The organism is Cytobacillus mangrovibacter (assembly GCF_042865275.1).
Taxonomy (GTDB): domain Bacteria; phylum Bacillota; class Bacilli; order Bacillales; family Cytobacillaceae; genus Cytobacillus; species Cytobacillus mangrovibacter.
The window spans coordinates 594786-612892 of sequence record NZ_JBIACJ010000001.1 but is presented as its reverse complement, the minus strand read 5'-3'; the positions used below and the strand labels follow the sequence as shown (position 1 = coordinate 612892).

Sequence of the window (18107 nt, the reverse complement as noted above, 5' to 3'; positions counted from 1 at the left end):
ATTTATGCAGGATAATTTAATGCTTTAGACGAATAAATACAACTATGAAGAAGATAAGGGAAGAGAGCTGGATGATAAAAAAAATTTTAAAATCATATGATTATTCATTGATTATTGCCGTACTGATTTTATCTATTTTTGGTCTAATTATGGTGTACAGTGCAAGTATGGTTACTGCCGTGCAGATCAATAAAATGGAAAGTGATTATTTTTTCAATAAACAAAGGCTTCATTTAATTATTTCAGCGGTTGCTTTTATCGTTATGGCTATTTTTCCATATAAAGCAATGTTGAGTAATAAAATTCTTGTTCCGATGGTATTTATGTCGCTAGGAGGATTACTCGCTCTCTTTATTTTTGGACAGGCAACAAATAATGCACAAAGCTGGTTTGAGTTTGGTAATCGAAGCTTACAGCCCTCAGAATTCGTCAAGCTATCTGTTATCATTTATTTATCTGCTGTTTATGCGAAGAAGCAAACCTATATCAATGAGTTTAATAAGGGGGTTGTTCCTCCTTTAGCTTATCTGGTGCTTGCATGTTTGTTTGTAGCCATGCAGCCTGACTTCGGAACAGCAGCGATTATCTTTGCGATAGCAGCAACAATTATCTTTACATCTGGAATGAATTATAAAAATATTTTCAAACTAGGCTTAATTGGTTTTATTATCGTAGCCCCATTCATCTTGATTATGAAGGATAAAATTTTCACGAAAGTTCGAATGGGCCGGATAGAAGCATTCCAAGATCCATTTTCGTCAGAGTTTGGCTACCATCTTGTGAATTCCTATTTAGCATTAGGGGCAGGTGGATTAAAAGGGTTAGGATTAGGTAATAGTGTTCAAAAGCTTGGCTATCTGCCTGAGGCGCATACCGATTTCATTATGGCTGTCATAGCTGAAGAGCTTGGATTGTTTGGTGTGTGTTTTGTGCTGCTTATTCTCGGCTATATTGTGCTGAAAGGTATCTTTATAGGCTTAAAGTGCAAAGATCCTTTTGGTAGTTTGTTAGCTATTGGTATTGCTAGTATGATTGGCATTCAATCATTTATCAATTTAGCAGGTATATCAGGTGTCATCCCGCTTACAGGTGTTCCTCTTCCTTTTGTAAGCTATGGAGGTTCATCCCTCTTGCAACTATCGCTTGCCATGGGGATACTTGTAAACGTATCAATGTTCGTTAACTATGAAGAAAAGTATAAAAATAATGTAGATAAAAGCCGCCCTGAGCCTGTGACAAAAAAGCCAGGTACTATTTACAGTTACCGTAAATAAAAGGGATATGTTAAATCTGCAGTTTTTAAAAATATAAAAAACAACTAAATTTCTTTGGGGATTTTTGCATTGCGGATAGTCGATTAACGGCTATCCTGCAGCTCTAGTTTCCAGAAAAATCAAAAAATAGGGGTGTTTTTCTTGAGCCGTCGAATCAACAAAGTGTTAGTAGCAAATAGAGGCGAAATAGCTATCCGCGTATTCCGTGCATGTACTGAATTACATATCCGAACAGTTGCAATCTATTCAAAAGAAGATTCTGGGTCCTATCACAGATATAAAGCGGATGAAGCTTATTTAGTAGGTGAAGGGAAAAAACCAATTGATGCTTATTTGGATATTGAAGGGATCATAAATATAGCAAAAAGCAGTGGTGTTGATGCCATTCACCCAGGGTACGGATTTTTATCTGAAAATATCCATTTTGCAAGACGATGTGAAGAAGAGGGGATCATTTTTATCGGTCCTGAATCTAGGCATTTAGATATGTTTGGTGACAAAGTCAAAGCAAGATTACAGGCTCAGCTTGCTGAAATCCCTGTTATTCCTGGCAGTGATGGTCCAATAGAAAGTGTGGAAGATGTAATCAGCTTTGGAACGAATTATGGCTTTCCAATTATCATTAAGGCCTCTCTTGGCGGAGGCGGCAGAGGGATGCGGATTGTTAAGAAGCTGGAGGAAGTGACTGAAGCATATAACCGTGCAAAGTCAGAAGCAAAAGCGGCATTTGGAAATGATGAAGTGTATGTAGAGAAATTTATTGAAAAGCCAAAGCATATTGAAGTGCAAATTATCGGGGACAAGCAGGGGAATATTATTCATCTCTATGAAAGAGATTGTTCAGTTCAACGCCGCCATCAAAAGGTGGTCGAGGTTGCCCCATGTGTATCCTTATCTCCGAAGCTTAGAGATGATATTTGTGAAGCGGCCGTCAGATTGATGAAAAAGGTAGAGTATATAAATGCTGGGACTGTAGAGTTTCTAGTTTCCGGAGAAGAGTTCTATTTCATTGAAGTGAACCCGCGTGTACAGGTTGAGCATACGATTACAGAAATGGTAACAGGTGTAGATATTGTTCATACACAAATACTTGTTGCTGCTGGTCATCCTCTTCATGGGGAGAAAATTGGCATACCTACTCAAGAAAATATCCATGTTAACGGATACGCTATTCAGTCCCGTGTGACAACGGAAGACCCACTGAATAACTTCATGCCTGATACTGGAAAAATAATGGCCTATCGTTCTGGTGGTGGATTCGGTGTACGTCTCGATGCTGGAAATGGATTCCAGGGAGCCGTTATAACACCTTATTATGATTCATTGCTTGTAAAGCTGTCTACTCAAGCAACGACCTTTGAGCAAGCAGCATCAAAAATGGTCCGTAACCTGCAAGAGTTCCGAATTCGAGGAATCAAAACTAATATTCCATTCCTTGAAAACGTTGTTAAACACGAAAAGTTTATAAAAGGTGAATATGATACATCCTTTATTGACCAGACACCTGAACTATTTTTGTTCTCTAAACGTAAGGACAGAGGAACAAAAATGCTTTCATATATTGCGAATGTTACTGTGAACGGATTCCCAGGGATTGAGAAGAAAAAAAGACCCGTTTTTGAAGTACCTCGAGTTCCAAAATTAAATTTCAATACAGAGTACCAAAATGAAACAAAGCAAATTCTGGATAAACACGGTGCAGAAGGATTAGTGAACTGGATAAAGGATCAAAAAGAGGTATTGTTAACAGATACAACATTCCGAGATGCGCATCAATCATTATTGGCCACAAGGGTAAGAACAAATGATTTGAAGCATATTGCTGAGCCTACAGCAAAACTTTTACCAGAAATGTTTTCATTTGAAATGTGGGGCGGAGCAACCTTTGATGTAGCGTACCGTTTCTTGAAAGAGGACCCATGGGAAAGACTGCTGATTTTAAGAGAAAAGATGCCAAATGTTCTGTTTCAGATGCTTTTAAGAGCTTCTAATGCGGTTGGTTATAAGAATTATCCAGATAATGTGATAAGAGAGTTTGTTGAAAAATCTGCTTATGCTGGGATTGATGTTTTCCGTATCTTTGACAGCTTAAACTGGGTAAAAGGGATGGAAGTAGCGATTGATGCCGTTCGGCAAACTGGAAAAATAGCCGAAGCTGCGATTTGCTATACAGGCGATATAACTGACCTTTCTAGAACCAAATATAATATCAATTATTATAAAGAGCTGGCAAAAGAATTAGAAAATCAAGGAGCCCATATTTTGGGGATTAAGGATATGGCCGGATTGCTTAAACCACAAGCAGCCTACCGTTTAATTTCTGAACTGAAGGAAACGGTTGATATTCCTATTCATCTTCATACACATGATACAAGTGGGAACGGTATTTTCACCTATGCGAGGGCAATAGAAGCAGGTGTTGATATTGTTGATGTTGCAATAAGTTCAATGGCCGGTTTAACATCTCAGCCAAGTGCAAATTCTCTTTATTATGCATTGGAAGGGACAGAGAGAAAGCCGAAAATCAATATTAATGCGCTTGAACAGCTTTCTTACTATTGGGAAGATGTTCGAAAATATTACACTGAATTTGAGAGTGGCATGATTTCTCCGCATTCAGAGGTTTATCAACACGAAATGCCTGGCGGTCAATACAGCAATCTTCAACAACAAGCAAAGGGTGTTGGCCTAGGGGAAAAATGGGATGATGTAAAAGAAATGTATTCCCGTGTGAATCAGATGTTTGGGGATATTGTGAAAGTAACACCGTCTTCAAAAGTTGTGGGTGATATGGCCTTGTACATGGTACAAAATCAACTAAGCGAAGAAGATGTTATTAAGAAAGGCAACACATTAGATTTCCCTGATTCAGTTGTTGAACTTTTTGAGGGCTATCTTGGTCAGCCTTATGGAGGTTTTCCGAAAGAATTGCAAAAAGCCATTTTGAAGGATAAACAGCCAATAACTGTTCGACCAGGTGAATTGCTTGAGGATGTTGATTTTGAAGCAATGAAGGAGAAGCTATTTAATGAACTTGGCAGACAAGTAACAAGCTTTGATAAACTTGCTTATGCACTATATCCGAAGGTATTTATGGAATATATAAAAATGGTTGATCAGTTTGGTGATATTTCTGTACTTGATACGCCGACATTTCTGTTTGGAATGAGATTAGGTGAGGAAATAGAAATAGAAATTGAGACAGGGAAAACCTTGATTGTTAAATTAGTTTCTATTGGCCAGCCACAAGCAGATGGAAATAGAGTGGTTTATTTTGAATTAAATGGCCAGCCTCGTGAAGTAGTCATAAAAGACGAAAGCATAAAGTCAACGGTTGCTTCAAAAGTAAAGGCTGATCCACATAATAAAAATCATATTGGTGCATCAATGCCTGGTACAGTGATTAAGGTATTGGTTGAAAAAGGGGAAAAAGTAGAGAAAGGTGATCATCTAATGATTACCGAAGCTATGAAAATGGAAACGACTGTCCAAGCGCCTTTTTCCGGTACTGTAAATGATATTTATGTAGCAAATGGAGAAGCGATTCAAACGGGAGACTTGTTAATTGAACTAATTTAATAAATAGGCTTTGTTAAATAATATTGTTGGTGCACAAAATCGCCATTGGTGTACCCGCTCATTAAGTTATTCATTCGAATAAAACGCATTCGCGTCTACACCAATGGCTCTTAATCAACAATCAACGCTAATATAGCTAATAAATAAAAAGAGTTGCAGCATTCATGCTGCAACTCTTTTTATTGTGCCGTAACAGGCGGTGTAGCTGTGTTTTTTTCATCCTTTGCTTTGGCTTTATTAAGCGCAATGACATTTTTCTTACTGCGGGATGAAAGTAAAAGAAAGTAGCTTAATACCCCGAATAGACAAGAAATAAAAAATGCATGGGCAAGTGCAATAAATAAGTTCAGCTTTGTAATAACAACTAATGCACCTGCAATGACTTGAAGTGAAACAAGGATAAATGAAATTATCCAACCCCAATAGATAACCTTTTGATTCTTATAATGCTTAACAGCAAGAAAGGTAATATAAGCAATCCAAATAAAGATTAGACCAGCTGCAGTACGATGTCCCATCTGCACCCATTCATGCATATTTCCAGGAAGTGCAAAAGAACTGTTAATACAAAGTGGCCAATCCCTGCAGACTAAACTTGCATTCACATGTCTAACGAGTGCACCTGTATAAACGACGATATAACTATAGATTGAAACGCCAATAATATGTTTCCTCATGCGCTGATCGAGAATGATCTTATCTGCCTCAAATTTCTTATCCACTTCAAATATTAGCAGTGTGAGTAGTAACACTGTGGCAAATGAAATAAGAGAAATCCCAAAATGCAGAGCGAGAACAAAATCGGATTGTCCCCATATTACTGCGGCAGCTCCTATTAAACCTTGTAATAGGAGAAAGAAGAAAGAAGTAAATGATAAAAATTTAGTCTCTCTAATATGTCCGATTGTCCGCCAAGTCCAAATGGATAATAGTAATACCATTATTCCGACAGCACCTGAAACTACCCGATGAGCAAGCTCGATAATTAATTCAGTTGTAATGTCGGTAGGAAGCAGCTGGCCATTACATAACGGCCATGACTTTCCGCATCCCATTCCTGAATCTGTTTTTGTAACAAGGGCTCCACCCAGCAATACGAGTAACATCCCAATTGTCGTTAAAACAGCGAGCCATTTTAATGATCGTTGCAAATGTTTTCACCTTCTTCTAAAATAATTCATTCCATATTAAATAGTGCAATTGATTTATACGAAGTCTAGAAATACGTATATCGTACCTATCATATCGAATTAAGCGTAAAAAGAACAGAATTACAAATAACCTTTACATATACTATTGAAATTACAACCGTTATTCAATGCTTTTATTCTTTTTTTACTGTAAATATAGTAATAAGGGTTGAAAGTTTAAACAGAGTTTGCTAGAAATATATAGAAGGTCAAAAATCTGAAAAAATGAACAAATGGAGATATTTATTAATGAATATAAGTCGAATCAATTATTTCCTTTTTATTATGGCAGAAAAGCAACATTTTTTTAAGAGGAAAAGAGTTTTGACACAAAACGTTCACAATTTATTCGAAAAATGTTCACAAAAAGTTATAAAAGTGTGATTTAATATACAGAAGAAGGTCTATAGTTCTTTGTAAGGGGTTAATGGTGTTTCTACGTTGTTAATAGTGAAAAAGCTATTGCGCTTATAATGTATTGTGGATGTACCCTTCGTTTTTTATCGTGAATATAGCATTGTAAGCTAGAATGCATTATAGTAGTTGTAGTATATAATGGTGTATTTGTGATAAGGGATAAAGGAGGAAATTTTATTATGTCTAACTCGAGGGCTATCATTGATAATAATGATCCAGACCTAGAAAATAATGTACCAAAATCAACGGCGTGGAAAGACTTTCTAGCGCTTATTAAAATTGGTATCGTTAATTCAAATCTAATTACAACCTTCACAGGATTGTGGCTTGCACTGCATTTTTCAGGGAAGAGTTTCTTTGATCATTTAGATCTCATCTTTTATACTTTAATCGGTTCTGGATTAATTATCGCTGGGGCATGTGCACTCAATAATTATATTGACCGGGATATTGATCCTTTAATGGATAGAACCAAGAAAAGACCTACTGTAACAGGTACAGCAAATCCAACTAAGGTTGCTGCCCTAAGTTTTTTACTTATTATTATTGGAACACTATTCTTAATGCTAACGACAGTTACTGCAGTTGTTATTGGATTAATAGGTGTATTTAGCTATATTGTCCCTTACACCATTTGGTCAAAGCGAAGATATGTATCTAATACAGTGATCGGCAGTTTTTCAGGTGCTGTACCACCACTAATTGGCTGGGCCGCTGTTGATGGCAATCTTGATATGATGGCATGGGCATTATTTTTAATTATGTTTTGTTGGCAGCCTCCTCATTTCTATGCACTTGCTATGAGAAGAGTTGAAGAATATCGCGCTGCTGGTGTACCAATGCTTCCTGTTATTAAAGGTTTTAAAACGACAAAACGACATATATACATATGGGTTGCAGCATTACTGCCACTTCCATTTTTTCTTCCTGAACTAGGATTACCTTTTTTAATCCTTGCGACCTTGCTAAATATTGGCTGGATTGCAACAGGGATCTATGCAAGAAAATTCAAGGATGATATTAAATGGGCGACGTTAATGTTTGTATACTCTCTACAATATCTGACTATTATGTTTGTAGCTATGGTAATAATCACACTTTTGTAAGAAAAGAGAGTGAAAGAGGAATTTTTTTTTAAGATTCCTTTTGCTGCATCATTTAGAATGAATAATTGTTTCAACTTAATAATAATTTTTATTAAATGGTTACATAATAAAATGCTTAACTAAACTCCGTTAGGAATTCTTTCTTTTCCTAAGATCTAGAAAGAATTTATTCATAATTTTTTTGAATCAAAAAATTCAAAACAGAAATTTTTAAGAAAGAGGGGATTGATTATCTTATGAAAAGGCTTGCAAAATGGCGTCTGGTATCATTGTTTGCTTTATTGACGCTCTTACTTTCAGCTTGCAGTGGTCAACCATATTTATCTACGCTACAACCTGCTGGCGAAGTAGCGCAAAAACAATATGATCTAATGGTGCTAAGTACCGTAATTATGGTAGCTGTAATGGCTGTCGTTGCAGTAATATTCGTTGTTGTTTTGGTGAAGTATCGCCGTAAAGACGAGAAAATTCCAAAGCAAGTAGAAGGAAATCATGCACTAGAAATCATTTGGACTGTTATCCCGATTCTATTAATTCTTATTATATCTATTCCAACTGTAACAGCGATTTTTAAATTTGCTGATGTGGATGCAATGGAAAAGAAGAATGAAGATGGCACATCAGATGCACTAGTTGTCAATGTACGTGCTAACTTATACTGGTGGGAATTTGAATATCCAAATGAAAAAATTGTAACAAGTCAAGAACTTATCGTTCCTACAGATGAAAAAGTCTATTTTAATTTAATTTCTTCAGATGTTAAGCATTCATTTTGGATTCCGGCAGTTGGCGGTAAGATGGATAATAACACAGAAAACGTAAATAAATTCTGGTTGGAATTTGATAGTGAAAAAGCTGACCCTAATCAATTATTCCAAGGTAGATGTGCAGAGCTTTGCGGTCCTTCACATGCTTTGATGGATTTTAAAGTAAAAGCTATCGCTCGTGCTGATTTTGATCAATGGGTGACGAACATGCAAGGTATCGAAGAAGCGGAAGTAGCAACGACAGATTTAGCGCAGCAAGGTCAGGAAATTTTCAACCAAAGCTGTATTGGCTGTCATGCTGTAACTCCTTCAAATGGTGCACCAGCTGAAGCTCGTTTAGCACCGAATTTAACAAACTTCGGAGATCGTTCAATCATTGCTGGATACTTGGAGCATGATGAAGAGAACTTAAAGAAATGGTTAGCAAATCCAGAAACATTTAAGCCAGGAAATAAGATGACTGGTACTTATGGTGAATTAACACCAGAGCAACTAGACGCTTTAACAGCATATTTAATGGGATTAAAAGTTCAGGATGAAAAGTAATTGTTTAAAAGGGAGGTAAAATTGTGAGTACCAATGCTCAGAAAAGAGGATTTGTGTCAACTCTTTGGGACTATCTTACAACAGTAGACCATAAGAAAATTGCACATCTTTATCTTATAGCTGGCGGATTTTTCTTTCTAGTCGGTGGATTAGAAGCGTTATTTATCCGTATTCAGCTACTAAAACCGAATAATGATTTTGTCAGTGCTGGATTATTTAATGAAATACTAACAATGCATGGAACAACGATGATTTTCTTGGCAGCAATGCCGCTAGTTTTTGCCTTTATGAATGCTATTATGCCGCTACAAATTGGTGCACGTGATGTGGCATTTCCATTCCTTAACGCTCTAGGATTCTGGCTATTCCTATTTGGTGGGATCTTCTTGAATCTTTCATGGTTTTTTGATGGAGCGCCAGATGCAGGCTGGACATCTTATGCATCATTGTCCATTTCGTCTGTGGGTCATGGAATCGACTTCTATGCACTAGGATTGCAGATTGCCGGGTTAGGTACGCTAATTGGTGGGATTAACTTTCTAGTTACGATTATTAATATGCGTGCACCTGGAATGACTTACATGAGGATGCCATTGTTTTCATGGACTACATTTATCGTATCTGCACTTATTTTGTTTGCTTTCCCTCCATTAACAGTTGGTTTATTCTTAATGACTTTTGACCGTATGTTTGGAGCGAATTTCTTTGATGCCTCAATGGGTGGTAACACAATAATTTGGGAGCATTTCTTCTGGATCTTTGGACACCCAGAAGTTTATATCTTAATATTACCAGCTTTTGGTATCTTCTCGGAGATCTTTGCAATATTCTCGAGAAAGCGCCTTTTCGGATACTCTTCAATGGTTTTTGCAACTGTTTTAATTGGTTTCTTAGGGTTCATGGTATGGGCTCACCATATGTTTACAACTGGATTAGGACCAATTGCGAATTCAATTTTTGCTGTTGCAACAATGGCAATTGCAGTACCAACAGGAATTAAGATTTTTAACTGGCTCTTCACGATGTGGGGCGGAAGTATTAAATTCACAACACCAATGCTTTGGGCGATTGCTTTTATCCCATCTTTTATCATGGGGGGAGTTACAGGTGTTATGCTTGGTTCAGCCGCACAGGACTATCAGTATCATGACACTTATTTCGTAGTTGCTCACTTCCACTATGTTATTGTTGGTGGAGTAGTGTTTGCCTTATTTGCTGGAGCGCATTTATATTGGCCAAAAATGTTTGGTACGATGTTAAATGAGGTTCTAGGGAAAATTACATTTGTATTATTCTTTGTAGGCTTCCATATGACATTCTTTATTCAACATTTCTTAGGTCTATGGGGAATGCCGAGACGTGTTTTCACTTATCTTCCTGGACAGGGATTTGAGACATCCAACGTGGTAAGTTCAATGGGTGCCTTCTTAATGGCTGCTGGTGTAATTGTATTATTAATTAACGTAATCATTACTAGCGTGAAAAACGAAAAAGTTGGCAACGATCCTTGGGGCGATGGACGTACACTTGAGTGGGCACTTCCTTCACCACCGCCATATTATAATTTCAAACAGCTGCCACTCGTTCGTGGTCTTGATGCATACTGGATTGAAAAAATGGATGGCAAAAAAGAGATGACACCTGCTGAGCCTCTTGGTGATATTCATATGCCGAATAATTCATTTATTCCATTCTTAATCTCACTTGGTCTTTTCATTGCTGCATTTGGGGCAATGTTCCATGGTGATGAAGGGAATACATGGGGTATTCCAGTCTTAATCTTTGGTCTTCTATTTACTTTAGGATCAATGTTTGTCCGTTCAATTAAAGATGATCATGGATATCATATTCCGAAAAAGGAATTAATCGATGATAATGATAAGGGGGCTAAGGCATAATGCATGTTGAAGAAAAAATGACGATTGAAAAATGGCCTGCTGCGCCTGAAAAACAAACCCTCGAGGCAAAAAATAAATTTTTAGGATTTTGGTTATTCTTAGGGGGAGAGACGGTGCTCTTTGCCTCTCTCTTTGCAACCTATCTTGCATTAAAAGATTCTGTTCCAAGAAGTGATATGCACTTAGCAAAAGATTTGTTCGAGATCCCGCTTGTATTTGCAATGACAATGATTCTTTTAACAAGCTCTTTGACAAGTGTTTATGCTATATACCATATGAAAAATTTCAACTTTAAGAAGATGCAGCTTTGGCTAGTAGTAACAGTAATACTTGGCTTAGCATTCTTGGGGTTAGAAATTTATGAATTCAATCATTATGTACATGAATTTGGCCATACTTTTACTAGTAGTGCTTTTGGTTCAGCCTTCTACACGTTAGTAGGATTCCATGGTGCACACGTTGCCTTTGGATTATTATGGATCACAACCCTAATTATTCGAAATAGTAAACGTGGTTTAAACCTATATAATGCTCCTAAGTATTATGTAGCAAGTCTTTACTGGCACTTTATTGACGTAGTTTGGGTATTTATTTTTACCGTAGTATATTTAATGGGAATGGTGGGATAGCTGATGGCAAATCAACAATTAAACACTGGCAGCCCTCAAGTAGACATTGAATATCGTCGTAGAAAGAATGCGGAAGAAATGAGACATCAACTTGTCACATTTGCGCTGATGATTTTCTTAACACTAGTGGCTTTTGTTGCCGTAGCATATGAAGGATTTTCAGCGTGGTTTATTGTTCCGTTTATCTTAGTTCTAGCTGGGGTTCAAGTGATATTCCAATTATTTTACTTTATGCATATGAGTCATAAGGGACATGAAGCAGCTAAGTTATTCATGTACTCTGGAGCTTTTATCGCATTTGTAACAATTCTTTGTTATACAACAATTATTTGGTGGTAAAAGTTAAGAAAATCGGCAAATAGCCGATTTTCTTTTTATGTAGACGGATTATTGCTAATAGTTGAAAAGCTTGATGTTTTGAGATTTATGTTTGTACAGAGTATAATAATGGTGTACTTCTGAATGAAGGAGTGATAGGAAAGTGTCTATATCAATTTTTGGATTTCAAGCATTGTGGAGCCCATATTTTTTTGTTGCAACCGTACTTGTGGGAATAGGTTATTTTCTCATTACCATTAAATATAGAAAGCGATTTTCTGAAAGTGTTCCGTTGACAAAGGGGCAGGCAAGCTATTTCCTTTCAGGAATCATTCTTTTATATGTGATTAAAGGCTCTCCGATTGATTTAATGGGTCATCTTATGTTTTATGCGCATATGATTCAAATGGCTGTTCTTTGTTTAATTATTCCACAGTTCTTTATTCTAGGGATCCCACCGTGGCTCTGGCGTACACTTCTTAATAAAAGAGTTTTTAGAAAAGCATTTTCCATTCTTTCAAAGCCAGTGGTTGCTTTAATAATGTTTAATGGAATTTTTTCTATTTATCATATCCCATTAGTTTTTGATTTTATTAAGACAGATATGTGGCTTCATGCTGGCTATACAAGCCTATTGTTTATATTGTCGATTTTCTTTTGGTGGCCGCTTATCAATAAATTAGAAGATCAGCATACATTAAGTGGGCTTAAAAAAGTAGGTTATATCTTTGCGGGTGGGGCATTGCTATTACCAGCGTGCGCGTTAATTATTTTTTCTGATGTGCCAATGTATGCGACTTTTTCTGATCCGAATGCATGGGCGAAAGCGTTGGAGCTATGCGTACCAGGTACGACCTTAGCTGGCTTAACCTTAAGTGGACCTGAAGTGTTTAGCTCAATGTCACTAATATATGATCAGCAGCTTGGAGGGATAATCATGAAGATTATCCAGGAGCTTGTGTATGGTGTTGTTTTAGCCAGAGTTTTCTTTAGTTGGTATCGTAAAGAACAAGAAGAAACGGAAGTTGAAAAGCAGCATCGATTAAATCCACAGACGATAGAGTAGTTGATGCCCCATCTATTTTGGATGGGGTTTTAAAATAGTAAAAATCTTAATAGCAAGTTAAAATATCACAGTTTCTTAATTAAATTTGAATAATTTCAAAACTTTCATAGAAAATTGATTATGTGGACTAATTTATGCTGTATACTTATCTAGGATTTAACAATATCCGCCTGTTCAGGATCAAATGATTAGAAATGGTATGAAAAAAAAGTCATGAATGAATTGAGAGGGAGACAAAATGAATTATTCATTGCCGATTTTACCTACAATTAGTACAACATTTATTGTTTTAAGTGCTATTTGTGTAGCGATTGGATGGGGACAAATACGACAGCGAAAGATAGAATCGCATAAGAAGACAATGACACTCGCAGGGGTTTTTGCGATTAGTTTCTTTATTATTTATATGAGCAGAACTGTTTTTATTGGGAATACATCTTTTGGCGGTCCAGATGATATCAAAATATACTATACGATTTTTTTAATCTTTCATGTGACGTTAGCGACTATTGGGGCAGTGTTTGGACTGATTTCCCTTATTAGTGGGTACAAAAATAAATTATCATTGCATCGAAAGCTAGGGCCGATCACAAGTATTATTTGGTTTTTCACTGCTATTACAGGTGTTGCTGTCTATTTATTATTATATGTTATCTATCATGGCGGAGAAACAACTTCAACCATAAAGGCTATATTGGGATCTTAAAATATAAGAAAGACGCATGTCGAGTTGACATGCGTCTTTTTATATTACTTAGTGAATTTTTCAATTTCTGCATTAACATCAGCTAGAATTTTTTCACATTGAGCAACAAGCGTTTTTGGATAATGCTCGTCTTCACCGTATTCAACGCCATGTGGATAGTAATGTTTTCCAAGCGCAGGTGTCATCAATTGAATAAGTGCTTCATCTGCACCGACATCACCCTCTACAGCATAGCCGAACACACGCAAATAGTACACGCCTTCTTTTAATTGAAATTTACGATCGTATGTAACTCTTTCATAATCCCATTGACCTGCACGAACAAGACCATAGGTTAACATTAAATCATCTAATCGATTTAAGTCTGCTTTCTTTTTTTCAAGACCCGTATTCTCAAACTTCATGTTTGTCCCTCCTAAAAACAGTCCATCAAAAGCTGTAAACAGCTTATTAGGTTAAATTTTAATAAGTTTCATCACAAATCTAATAATAGTTGAAAAAGACAGAAGATGCAACGAATACATGAAAGAAAGAAGTTCAATCATTGAATTAATTCAAGAAATCGTAAAGAATTTCAACATTTTCGGGGAAATTAATTTCAATTGGAAATGCTAAAAAGGTAAGTGGAAGGAGCTTATGAATGAGAAAGAAACTTGTATGGATTATGTTCTTTTTCTTCTGTTTCTCTATGATTAAGAATGCTAATGCTCAATCAAATTATGTTGTAAAGAAAGGTGATACACTTTGGGAAATTGCAGTAAATCATCATATAAGTCTAAATAGAGTAATTAGCAGTAATCAGCATATTATGAATCCTAATTTAATTTTTCCAGGACAGATAATTATCATTCCAAGCATGGAGGATATGACCGAGGGTGAATATAATTTAAATAACAAAGAAAGTAAACTGATTGAACTAATGAATAGTAAGAGGGCTCAGTTAGGCTTGAAGCCATTGAGTGTTGATCCCTCCCTGTCAAATGCTGCAAAGCTTAAATCAGTTGATATGATGGAAAATGAATATCTTTCACATCATTCACCTACATATGGCAATCCTTCAGAAATGTTAAAGGATTTACAAGTGCCCTTTAGAAAAGTAAAAGAAAATATTGGAGCAGGGCATAGTGACGCGAACCAAATCTTTGTATCATGGATGAACTCTGCAACGAATAGAGCCAATATATTAAATGAGAAAGCAACAAGTATTGGCATTAGCTATGTAGAAGGTGGGCCTTATGGCCACTATTGGACAATTTTTATAACGGAGAAATAGGAAAGATGAAGAGAACGCCATTGCGGTGTTCTTTTTCTTTTGACTCTTTTTAAAGATTGTTGTTATAAATACATATCTGTTGTCAAAAAAAGTTTGTTGATTGGAGCGGAAGGTGCGAGACTCCTGCGGGAGAAGTGGGATAGCTGAGACCCCGCAGGCGATTTAGCGCCGAGGAGGCTCAGCGCCCACCCCGCGGAAAGCGAGCATCCTGAAGCGGAAATCAACGTCTAGCCACACTATATTTCCATTAGCAACAATATTTGCAAAAAAAGCCTTTTATTTTGTTTAACGATAGTTAGTAATTATCAGATTCTTTACTCCATATAAGCATAATACATAGGAATAATGATATACTTTTCATAGGAATAGAATATATAATGAAATAAATGATGATAGAAAGGAGGGAATCCTCCTGCGTAATCTTGCTCGTATTCTTGTAATAATATCTGGTCTATTAGCAATTATTTTTTTATTCAATATCAATACGGAGAATAATGGAGAAATATTAATAAGTGAAGAGATTCAACAACCAAAAGTAGACCAAAGTTTGGATGAAGTGGCTTCTGTTCAAAATTCTTCCCAGTTAGAAATTCCTCAAGAAAGTTGGCTTCATTTACTCGGAAAGACGAGCAAGGAACTAACTGATAGTCTTGGCGAACCAGAACGAGTAGATCCTACCTTCTATGGCTATGATTGGTGGATATATAAGAAGAGTACACATCAATATGTCCAATTCGGTATGGCTAATAGTAAAGTAGTAACTATTTATGCAACTGGTTCAGATGTACCAATTCTCCCTTTTAAGATTGGGCAGTCCATTACGGATATTTATCATTTAACAACAATAGAAGCGAATATTGGTATTGATTATGATGATAGCTCTTATATGTTTGAACTATCTGAAGATGATATGAATACCCGTCCGCTTATTATGATTGCTGATAATTATATGCAGCTGAATATTGATAAATTCACAGGTACTTTATCAAGTATTCGGATGCTGGATGCAGAAACGTTAATTAAACAACGTCCATATGAAATGGTGTACAGAGGTGAATTGCTTGAATTGAATTCGCCGCCGCTTATTAATGAAGAGGAAGTTGAAAAGGCCAGTGAACAGCAGATATTTGATATCACAAATATTTTTCGAGTTCGGCATGATTTACTGCCTCTTGAATGGGATGCAGAAACAGCAGTAGTTGCCTTTGCGCATAGTAAAGATATGTATGAAGCAGACAACTTCTCACATACATCAGAGAAATATGGTGAATTATCAGATAGACTAGATGCAGCGGAAATCTTTTATCAAACAGCTGGAGAGAACATTGCGGCTAATTATATAGATGCGCCAGCAGTTGTGGAAGGCTGGTTAAATAGTAAAGGGCATCGTGAGAGCTTATTAAATGAAAAATTCACTCATCTTGGCGTTGGAGTTTATAAAAAACATTACACGCAAAACTTTATTGAAAAATGGTCAGAATAAGAAATAAAATTTTATCGCAGATTAGGGTTTCACTTTATATGTTTAGAAAAGAGCTTGGACGTCAAGCTCTTTTTTCAATCCTGCTGATATGGAAAACTTCTTCTTTCCAATTACCATACACGACAACGTTTTCCCCTTTAGTTATTTCAGGGGGATGAAATCCCTTTTCAATGGGAATGATTTTCTTTACTTTCCAATTTCTTTGATCCATTTGAATCGATAGCTCTAGGACGTAAACAAATCGATAATAGGAAAAACGCTGTTTATATCCGCTCACTTGCATGATTTCGCCATATATAACAGCTTCTTCAGGTACATTTTTTAATTCTTGCCACTTTTGAAGACTTTTTTCCATATCTTTTTTTGCAAGCCAGTAAAAATAAAGACAAATAATAGGTATAACAATGGCTGTTACCATATCTTCACCGCCTAAACGATCTTCTTAGTTATTTTTTCTTAATAATAAAGAAGCTTCCTGTTGCTTGTGCGATTTTTTTTCCGTCAGATCGATGAACATCCGCAGATAGAACCATACTTTTCGTGCCTTTATGATCAATATGTGCCTTGCATTGTAAATAATCTCCTGTGCCAACTGATAAATAATGGATATTTAATTGGGTTGTTACAGCACCGAACCCTTCAGGCAGTAAGGAATTTGCCAATGTCCCCATCGCTGAATCAATAATTGTAGCAGTCATACCACCATGGACTATACCTAATGAATTATTCAATAGTGGGGTTAGGGGGACTGTTAGTTCACACATTTTATCATCCATCGTACGTTCCATATGCAGCAGTCCGCCAATATAAGAACTGTTGATTTTATTCTGTTTTTTATGAAAACCTCGTAAAATATCAGTCAGTACCTCTAGTTCCTCTGTAGATGCGTGATCCATACAATTTTCTAATAGTTCTTTTAGTTGTTCCTTCATTTGTATTCACCTTTCGGAAATAATCTGCATTCATAATAGTAACATTATTAGTAGTGTTTTTGCATTTAACTTTTCAGTTAGAAAGAATTAGTTCACCATTTTCATTCTCAGTCATAAAATATGGTAGGCGATTGTAACAGGTAGAGGTGAATTGAAATGGCGAAGAAAAATCTCCATCCTTCTGTTGAGCAATTCAAAGCATTTGTGAAGGCAAATCCCAAAATAGTGCAAGAAGTTAGAACCGGAAAAAATACATGGCAGGAATTATATGAAGATTGGTACTTATTAGGGGAAGAAGACTCGAGATGGGATACGTTTCGAACAGGTAAAATAAGTGAAACAGCTAAAGAGGAAAAAAAGACCGATTGGATTGGGAATATTATGGGGTCCATAAAAAAAATGGATGCAAATGAAATGCAAGGTTATGTCCAGAATCTTAGTGAAGCATTAACGGCTGTTCAAGGGGTCATTTCTCAATTTCAAGGTGGAAGCAAAGCAGGTTTGTCTAAAGTTGTGGACACTAAATCAAGCAATCCTTTTGTATTTAAAAAGGATTAGGAAAGGGAGAGTAAAATGAGGCAAGATATTGTAGATTATTTAAGTCAAAATAAACAATTGCAAAGCTTCATTAGAGAGCAGCCAATATGGTACCGAAAACTGTCACGCAACCCACACGAGATTCAATCTCTCGAGGTAGCGGCTCTTAATTATTATAAAAACACCATTCCTCATAAGGTTGAAAAGTTCTCTAATGGTGTTCAAATGGCTTCAATGATGATGGGTATGTTTCAAGCAATGAATTCACAGTCATAACAAGAGCTTTCTCAATGAATGAGAAAGCTCTTGTTATTTTCAACCTTTGACAAAAGAGTAAAAAGAGCTGGCAAAGTACACAATAAATACATAAGGAAAAGTTTGAATAT

17 protein-coding genes are annotated in these 18107 nt (G+C 36.3%); 13 read left to right on the top strand and 4 right to left on the bottom strand.

Annotation, left to right across the window (positions count from 1 at the left end; genetic code table 11):
• The first annotated feature begins 71 nt into the window (after nucleotides 1–71).
• Both ACFYKT_RS03010 and pyc read left to right on the top strand, forming a co-directional pair.
• Nucleotides 72–1274 carry an FtsW/RodA/SpoVE family cell cycle protein gene (locus ACFYKT_RS03010; RefSeq protein ID WP_389215194.1) on the top strand — a complete coding sequence of 401 codons (1203 nt, stop codon included), beginning with the start codon at nucleotides 72–74 and terminating at the stop codon, nucleotides 1272–1274.
• Nucleotides 1275–1415: 141 nt separating this feature from the next.
• Nucleotides 1416–4853, top strand: a complete 3438-nt coding sequence (gene pyc / locus ACFYKT_RS03005) for a pyruvate carboxylase (protein ID WP_389215191.1) — start codon at nucleotides 1416–1418, stop codon at nucleotides 4851–4853.
• 179 nt (nucleotides 4854–5032) lie between these two features.
• Here pyc and ACFYKT_RS03000 read toward each other — a convergent pair whose 3' ends face one another.
• Nucleotides 5033–6004 carry a COX15/CtaA family protein gene (locus ACFYKT_RS03000; RefSeq protein ID WP_389215188.1) on the bottom strand — a complete coding sequence of 324 codons (972 nt, stop codon included), beginning with the start codon at nucleotides 6002–6004 and terminating at the stop codon, nucleotides 5033–5035.
• Between the two features lie 635 nt (nucleotides 6005–6639).
• On the opposite strand from ACFYKT_RS03000, the gene cyoE reads away from it, so the two are divergent.
• The 7 genes from cyoE to ACFYKT_RS02965 all read left to right on the top strand — a co-directional run bounded on the left by cyoE (nucleotide 6640) and on the right by ACFYKT_RS02965 (nucleotide 13496).
• The gene (cyoE, locus tag ACFYKT_RS02995) at nucleotides 6640–7566 is read left to right on the top strand and encodes a heme o synthase (RefSeq protein ID WP_389215185.1); all 927 of its coding nucleotides are present in this window, start codon (nucleotides 6640–6642) and stop codon (nucleotides 7564–7566) included.
• 236 nt (nucleotides 7567–7802) lie between these two features.
• The gene (gene coxB, locus ACFYKT_RS02990; protein ID WP_389215182.1) at nucleotides 7803–8879 is read left to right on the top strand and encodes a cytochrome c oxidase subunit II; all 1077 of its coding nucleotides are present in this window, start codon (nucleotides 7803–7805) and stop codon (nucleotides 8877–8879) included.
• A gap of 23 nt (nucleotides 8880–8902) precedes the next feature.
• The gene (ctaD, locus tag ACFYKT_RS02985) at nucleotides 8903–10777 is read left to right on the top strand and encodes a cytochrome c oxidase subunit I (RefSeq protein WP_389215179.1); all 1875 of its coding nucleotides are present in this window, start codon (nucleotides 8903–8905) and stop codon (nucleotides 10775–10777) included.
• Nucleotides 10777–11406, top strand: a complete 630-nt coding sequence (locus ACFYKT_RS02980) for a cytochrome (ubi)quinol oxidase subunit III (protein WP_389215176.1) — start codon at nucleotides 10777–10779, stop codon at nucleotides 11404–11406. Before ctaD ends, ACFYKT_RS02980 begins: the two co-directional genes overlap by 1 nt.
• 3 nt (nucleotides 11407–11409) lie before the next feature.
• Entirely contained in the window at nucleotides 11410–11745 is a 336-nt protein-coding gene (ctaF, locus tag ACFYKT_RS02975; protein ID WP_389215173.1) for a cytochrome c oxidase subunit IVB, read from the top strand.
• Nucleotides 11746–11887: 142 nt separating this feature from the next.
• Nucleotides 11888–12790 carry a cytochrome c oxidase assembly factor CtaG gene (gene ctaG / locus ACFYKT_RS02970; protein ID WP_389215171.1) on the top strand — a complete coding sequence of 301 codons (903 nt, stop codon included), beginning with the start codon at nucleotides 11888–11890 and terminating at the stop codon, nucleotides 12788–12790.
• 238 nt (nucleotides 12791–13028) lie between these two features.
• Nucleotides 13029–13496, top strand: coding sequence for a DUF420 domain-containing protein (locus tag ACFYKT_RS02965; protein WP_389215168.1), 468 nt, complete (start codon nucleotides 13029–13031; stop codon nucleotides 13494–13496).
• 44 nt (nucleotides 13497–13540) lie between these two features.
• On the opposite strand, the gene ACFYKT_RS02960 is transcribed toward ACFYKT_RS02965, so the two are convergent.
• On the bottom strand, nucleotides 13541–13900 hold the full coding sequence (locus ACFYKT_RS02960; protein WP_389215166.1) for a YugN family protein: 360 nt from the start codon (nucleotides 13898–13900) through the stop codon (nucleotides 13541–13543).
• Nucleotides 13901–14136: 236 nt separating this feature from the next.
• Between ACFYKT_RS02960 and ACFYKT_RS02955 the strand changes: the two genes are divergently transcribed.
• Both ACFYKT_RS02955 and ACFYKT_RS02950 read left to right on the top strand, forming a co-directional pair.
• On the top strand, nucleotides 14137–14769 hold the full coding sequence (locus ACFYKT_RS02955; protein WP_389215163.1) for a CAP domain-containing protein: 633 nt from the start codon (nucleotides 14137–14139) through the stop codon (nucleotides 14767–14769).
• Nucleotides 14770–15325: 556 nt separating this feature from the next.
• Nucleotides 15326–16252 carry a CAP domain-containing protein gene (locus ACFYKT_RS02950; RefSeq protein ID WP_389215416.1) on the top strand — a complete coding sequence of 309 codons (927 nt, stop codon included), beginning with the start codon at nucleotides 15326–15328 and terminating at the stop codon, nucleotides 16250–16252.
• 61 nt (nucleotides 16253–16313) lie between these two features.
• Here ACFYKT_RS02950 and ACFYKT_RS02945 read toward each other — a convergent pair whose 3' ends face one another.
• On the bottom strand, nucleotides 16314–16670 hold the full coding sequence (locus tag ACFYKT_RS02945; protein WP_389215161.1) for a hypothetical protein: 357 nt from the start codon (nucleotides 16668–16670) through the stop codon (nucleotides 16314–16316).
• 28 nt (nucleotides 16671–16698) lie between these two features.
• On the bottom strand, nucleotides 16699–17184 hold the full coding sequence (locus ACFYKT_RS02940; RefSeq protein WP_389215158.1) for a PaaI family thioesterase: 486 nt from the start codon (nucleotides 17182–17184) through the stop codon (nucleotides 16699–16701).
• Nucleotides 17185–17340: 156 nt separating this feature from the next.
• Here ACFYKT_RS02940 and ACFYKT_RS02935 point away from each other — a divergent pair, with 156 nt between their 5' ends.
• Nucleotides 17341–17742 carry a YlbD family protein gene (locus tag ACFYKT_RS02935; RefSeq protein WP_389215156.1) on the top strand — a complete coding sequence of 134 codons (402 nt, stop codon included), beginning with the start codon at nucleotides 17341–17343 and terminating at the stop codon, nucleotides 17740–17742.
• Nucleotides 17743–17757: 15 nt separating this feature from the next.
• Nucleotides 17758–17997, top strand: a complete 240-nt coding sequence (locus ACFYKT_RS02930; RefSeq protein WP_389215154.1) for a YlbE-like family protein — start codon at nucleotides 17758–17760, stop codon at nucleotides 17995–17997.
• Nucleotides 17998–18107 lie beyond the last annotated feature (110 nt).